This window comes from Labilibaculum sp. (assembly GCF_041595635.1).
In the GTDB taxonomy this organism is placed as follows: domain Bacteria; phylum Bacteroidota; class Bacteroidia; order Bacteroidales; family Marinifilaceae; genus Labilibaculum.
Genome location: NZ_JBFHJW010000114.1, coordinates 1 through 5,237, shown reverse-complemented (window position 1 = coordinate 5,237; position 5,237 = coordinate 1). Strand labels below are relative to the sequence as shown.

Genomic DNA, 5,237 nt, shown 5'->3' with positions numbered 1-5,237 from the left:
CCTAAATTGGATGAGTTGTTTAAGATTTTGGAGAGCAATTAGCCGCAAGTTTTAAGCTTCAAGCTACAAGTTTCAAGTCTCAAGCTACAAGTTTATTTACAGCTTTCACTTAAAATTATTTCAGGATGAAAGATTTCAAGAAGTTAATCGTCTGGCAGAAAAGTATGATTTTAGTAAAAGATATTTACCTTATTGCAAAACAGTTGCCTCAAGAGGAAAAATTTGGATTTTACAGCCAAATCACTCGAGCAGCAATTTCTATTCCTAGTAATATAGCTGAGGGATCTAGCAGACATACGCAGAAAGAATTTAAACGATTTTTAGAGATAGCTTTAGGTTCTTCTTTCGAGGTAGAAACTCAATTATTACTGATTGAAAAACTAAAATTAGCAGATGATGAGCTTTTAACTATTATTAATCAAACTTGTGAAGTTCAGAAAATGCTTCAGGGTTTGATGAGTAAATTAGTGACATAAATATGAAAAAGAGAGTTTTCTCGAGTAGGAGATTCCTTGAAACTTGTAGCTTGAGCCTTGAAACTAAAATAAAACTATGTACCTAAATAAATCAATCATCGGAATGGTTCACGTGCAGGCATTGCCCGGAACACCACAAAGCAAATATTCCTTAGCGGAGATTTGCAAAATTGCAGTTCGCGAAGCCAAACAGTACGAAAAAGCGGGTTTGGATGCTATTATTATTGAGAACATGCACGATGTTCCCTACCTAAAAGCTTCTGTTGGACCAGAAATTACAGCAGCTATGGCAGTAGTGGTACGAGCCATTCGCGATGCAGTTGCCTTGCCGTTGGGAATTCAGATCTTAGCCGGAGCAAATAAGGAAGCTCTGGCTGTGGCAAAAGCTGCTGATTTGCAATTTATCCGTGCCGAAGGTTTCGTGTTTGGCCATGTTGCCGACGAGGGGTATATGGATTCTTGTGCAAGTGAATTGATGCGTTACCGAAAAGCAATTGGGGCCGAAAAAATCCAAGTCTTTACTGATATCAAAAAAAAACACAGTTCCCATGCCATTACTTCGGATGTGGATATTGCCGAAACAGCAAGTGCTGCAGAATTTTTTCTTAGCGATGGCGTAATTGTTACTGGTTCGTCAACAGGAAAAGCCGTTTATCTGCACGAATTAAAAAGTTTAAAGGATAAAATTCAGATTCCTGTACTAATTGGTTCAGGAATTACTGCCGATAACTTAGCTGAATATTGGGACCATGCGAATGCCTTTATTATAGGTTCTCATTTTAAGGAAAAAGGATTTTGGAAGAATCCGATTTCGGCAGACAGACTGAGAATTTTTATGGAGAAGGTCGCGAGTTTAAAAGAGATTTAGCGCAAGCGAATCCACTAGTAAAAAGGGAAGAGTCCTAAGATGTTTTATTCTTAGGACTCTTTTTTTTGTAAATCTGTTTTTTCACAAAAGGCATATGATTAGGATAAGTATAGTTTCTGGATTGACGAACTCAATTTCTTGTAGGTTAATGCATAAATAAAAAATTTGTCGCCTTTGGTTTTTTTTACATTTAAAGGTGGTTAAATAAAAGTGAGAAAATAAATCTTTACACTGAATTGTTTGGAGGAAATAGTTTTTAAATAGAATACTTCAGTTGCCTATTTTCTTTACGTAAAATATTGGGAGAAATCTACGAATTAGCAATTGAAATAGCTGATGGATTTTTCGGGATATTTTAAGTCTATCATGCAAAAATTAATAGGATGAAAAACTTTTTACTTTTTGTTCCCTTATTCTTCTCTATAAACTGTTATTCCCAAGAATTCTTAGAAATAGACACTGTTATTAAGGAGTTTTACTACGATTATAACTTCCAGGAAGACTCTACTGATATTGCGAGTGAGAAATATCAGGAAATGGTTTTACAGCTTGGAAAACATTCTTCCAAATTTATCAGTGCAAATCTTCTTTATACGGATTCCTTATTATACACTGTTCGGAATATGAAAGAAGGATTTAAGTATGTATGGCCTAAGGTTAGTAAGCTGAGAGTTCCTCGGTTTTGCGAATATGCCATTTTCAAGAATTATCCTGATAGAAATATGATACGATTTGTGGGTACTTTGGGAGGAGGAACGACATTAAAGGTGGATGAAAAGCTGTCAATGAATTGGGTGCTGGATATAAAAAAGGATAGTACAATAGTGGGCTATAATTGCCAAAGGGCAAGATGTACTTTTGCAGGAAGAGATTATATTGCTTGGTATACTATGGAAATTCCGATTAGCGATGGGCCCTATAAGTTTCATGGCTTACCTGGTTTAATTATTCGTATTTCAGATACTCATAATGAGCATGTTTTTCAACTATACAGAGTAAAAAATTGCAAACAACCGAAAGGTATGCTATACATCGATGAAACGAAGACTAAGGATACTACTGCGGTTGGTTTTGCGAAAGCCATGAAAGCATATATTGCCGATATGTATAAAAGTTATGGAGGAAATCCGAACATTCATTATAGCAATGCAGATGGAGAATCTAAAACATTAAGAAACATTCGTTCATGGAATAATTACATAGAGAGGTATTAGAATGCGAAAAGTATTTTTAACACTTTTATTGAACTGCTGTGCATTGTTTCTTTTTTCGCAAAGTAGGATTCACGGCTATTTAAAGACTAGTCAGCAAAATACGGTTGAGGGGATTGTTGTGAGTTTGCACGCTGATTTTACTAGCCAAAAGTTATTGGCCTATTCTATTAGTAATGCTGAGGGGTATTACCAATTAAATTACGATGGGGATAGTAAAGGAAAAGTGCTACGCTTGCGTTCTTTGATGTATCAGGATACCTGTATTGTTTTAACAGGAGTAAAAAACGAATGGAACATTCATTTGCGGGAAAGTATTAAGATGCTTAAGGAGGTAAAAGTGAAATCCACTCCCATTATCGAAAAAGGAGATACGATTACCTACATTACTGCTGCTTTTGCCCAAAAACGCGATTTTTCCATAGCGGAAGTCATCAATAGAATGCCAGGTTTCGAGTTAATGGATAATGGTAAAGTATTGTATCATGGACGAGAAATAGAAAAATATTACATAGAAGGAGCAGATTTGTTAGAGGATCGCTATGCTTTGGCTAATAAAAATTTACCCCATAAAGCTGTTGCTTCGGTTGATGTAATGCTGAATCATCAAAGTAAAAAAATATTCGAAAATAGAATTGCTTCCGACCAAACATCATTAAATATAAAACTCAAAAAATCGGTTGCCTTTACTGGGCGTGGAGAACTTGGCACTAGTTACGAGCCGTGGGGAAGATATATAAATCTTACTCCTATGATGTTTACCAAAAAATATCAGTTCATAGGTTCCTATCAGTCCAATGATATTGGTTCCGATTTATCCGATCAGATCATAGGTTTAAAATATAAAAATGGGAAGCTCGAGGGAAAGGAAAAAATGCACTTTACTTTCTTAGGCTTACCTTCTTTGTACTATCCTAATATCAAAAAAAGTAGATATCTAGATAACGATGCAAATCTAATAACGCTTAATGGTTTACGGAAGTTAAATGATAAAACGGAATTAAAAATAAATTCGGGCTATTTGTCTGATAAAATTCAAGAGCTTAAGAATAGCGAGACAAGCTACTATTTTGATGAGGCTTTGTACAAAACAAAGGAGCGTTACCAAAACTATTTTAAAAATCGTTCCTTATATGCTGATTTAAATCTTAAAAAGAATTTAGCTTCGATTTATTTTAATAATAAGCTTGGTTACATTCAGTTTTGGGATCAATCTAAAGCCATAATTCAGGATGATAGTATTCAAGAGATTCAGGCGAGAACGCCACATCGTAGTTTGTACAATGTTTTTGATTGTACTTTTCCTTTTGGAAAAGGTTTTGCAAGTTTCTATTCTTCTATCGATTTGAATGAAAGCAATGAAGATTTGATTTTCACACCTAATGTGTTCAATAATATTTTAGAGTATGGAGATGCTATTTCGGTAAGTAAACAAGACTTGAAAAACAGAAGTTTGGTCAGTGAAAATCATTTTCAGTTTACCAAAATATGGCATTCTTTCATTGTAGAGAGTTTACTAGGACTTAATTACGAAGCACAAGATTTGGAATCGAATATGTATTCCTCTCAGGGAATTTTAGATTACGATGCTTTGGCTAATGATATTTATTGGAACAAAAGTGATTACGTATTTAATCCTTGTTTAAAATATGAAACAAAAAATGTAAAGTTATCTCTCGATTTGCCATTCAATTACTATTCCTTTCGTTATACCGATCATGAATATCAATCAAAAATCAGAAAAGAGGAATTGCTTTTTAATCCGCGCTTATTTGTTAAATATGAATGGAACTCTTCGTTTGAGGCAAGGTTTTCCTTTAGCGATGTAAAATCATTGGGCAATCCGAACGCTATGTTGCAGGGAAATATCATCTACGATCACAGAAGCATGCGAAGTAGAGTGGCACAAGTGGATGAAAACAAAAGCAGAGTATATCAACTAAATGTTGGATATAGAGATGCGGTTAATGGTTTATTCATGAATTTAGGTGTGAGCAAACGAATCAAACAAAAGGATTTTATTCTCGATCAGTCTATTTTATCGGCTGGCGTTTTTCAATATCAGTTAATCGAAAAAGAGAACGATGAAAAACTGAATCGGCTTAGCGGAGATATTTCTATTTATCTGGACAAACTCCACTTAAATTTGTCTTTAAAATCAGATTATAGCAATCAAAAAAGCAATTATTTATTGAGCGGAGAGTTGGAGGAGTTCGCTTTGGATAGCTACCAAAACGATTTTAAATTGAATTTTGATAAATGGAGCTTTCTGGCTTTGGATTATGCTTATTCGCTGACAGTAAGCAAGCAGGAGAGTAATGGCAGTAAAACTCATTCTACGCAACAAATTCATAAAACCAGATTGTGTTATTACTTTAGCTCCAAACAGTGGATTGAGGCTCGCCCGGAATATTTTATATTTAGTCAATCCGAAAATAAAACACAGAAAATGGTATTTACCGACTTAATCTATTCCTTTACTCCCAAAGAAAGCCGTTTTAGTTACCTCTTAGAGTGTAGAAATATTTTCAACAGCAAATATGTATACTCTGGATTTAATTCCGATTTAAGCTCGGTATATAGCGAATTTTCTTTGCGACCACGAGCTTTCGTTGCCCGAATCAGATTTTCTTTCGGAAAAAATTAGTGGCATAAAAAAAGCTGCCTTTGTAGGCAGCTTTT

4 protein-coding genes are annotated in these 5,237 nt (G+C 34.8%); all 4 read left to right on the top strand.

The annotated features are described in order from the left end of the window. Positions 1-125: 125 nt before the first annotated feature. Positions 126-476: a four helix bundle protein gene (locus ABYT26_RS17420; protein WP_372756268.1), complete on the top strand. Its 351-nt coding sequence runs from the start codon at positions 126-128 to the stop codon at positions 474-476. A gap of 76 nt (positions 477-552) precedes the next feature. Continuing rightward, on the top strand, positions 553-1,344 hold the full coding sequence (locus tag ABYT26_RS17415; protein ID WP_372756266.1) for a BtpA/SgcQ family protein: 792 nt from the start codon (positions 553-555) through the stop codon (positions 1,342-1,344). 383 nt (positions 1,345-1,727) lie between these two features. Further along, positions 1,728-2,558: a GLPGLI family protein gene (locus ABYT26_RS17410; protein WP_372756264.1), complete on the top strand. Its 831-nt coding sequence runs from the start codon at positions 1,728-1,730 to the stop codon at positions 2,556-2,558. A gap of 1 nt (position 2,559) precedes the next feature. Continuing rightward, the gene (locus ABYT26_RS17405) at positions 2,560-5,202 is read left to right on the top strand and encodes a hypothetical protein (RefSeq protein ID WP_372756262.1); all 2,643 of its coding nucleotides are present in this window, start codon (positions 2,560-2,562) and stop codon (positions 5,200-5,202) included. Positions 5,203-5,237 lie beyond the last annotated feature (35 nt).

What these genes read in the sequence shown, in the direction of transcription:
- ABYT26_RS17420 (WP_372756268.1), top strand. Translation starts at nt 126, where the DNA reads ATGAAAGATTTCAAGAAGTTAATCGTCTGGCAGAAAAGTATGATTTTA.
- ABYT26_RS17415 (WP_372756266.1), top strand. Translation starts at nt 553, where the DNA reads ATGTACCTAAATAAATCAATCATCGGAATGGTTCACGTGCAGGCATTG.
- ABYT26_RS17410 (WP_372756264.1), top strand. Translation starts at nt 1,728, where the DNA reads ATGAAAAACTTTTTACTTTTTGTTCCCTTATTCTTCTCTATAAACTGT.
- ABYT26_RS17405 (WP_372756262.1), top strand. Translation starts at nt 2,560, where the DNA reads ATGCGAAAAGTATTTTTAACACTTTTATTGAACTGCTGTGCATTGTTT.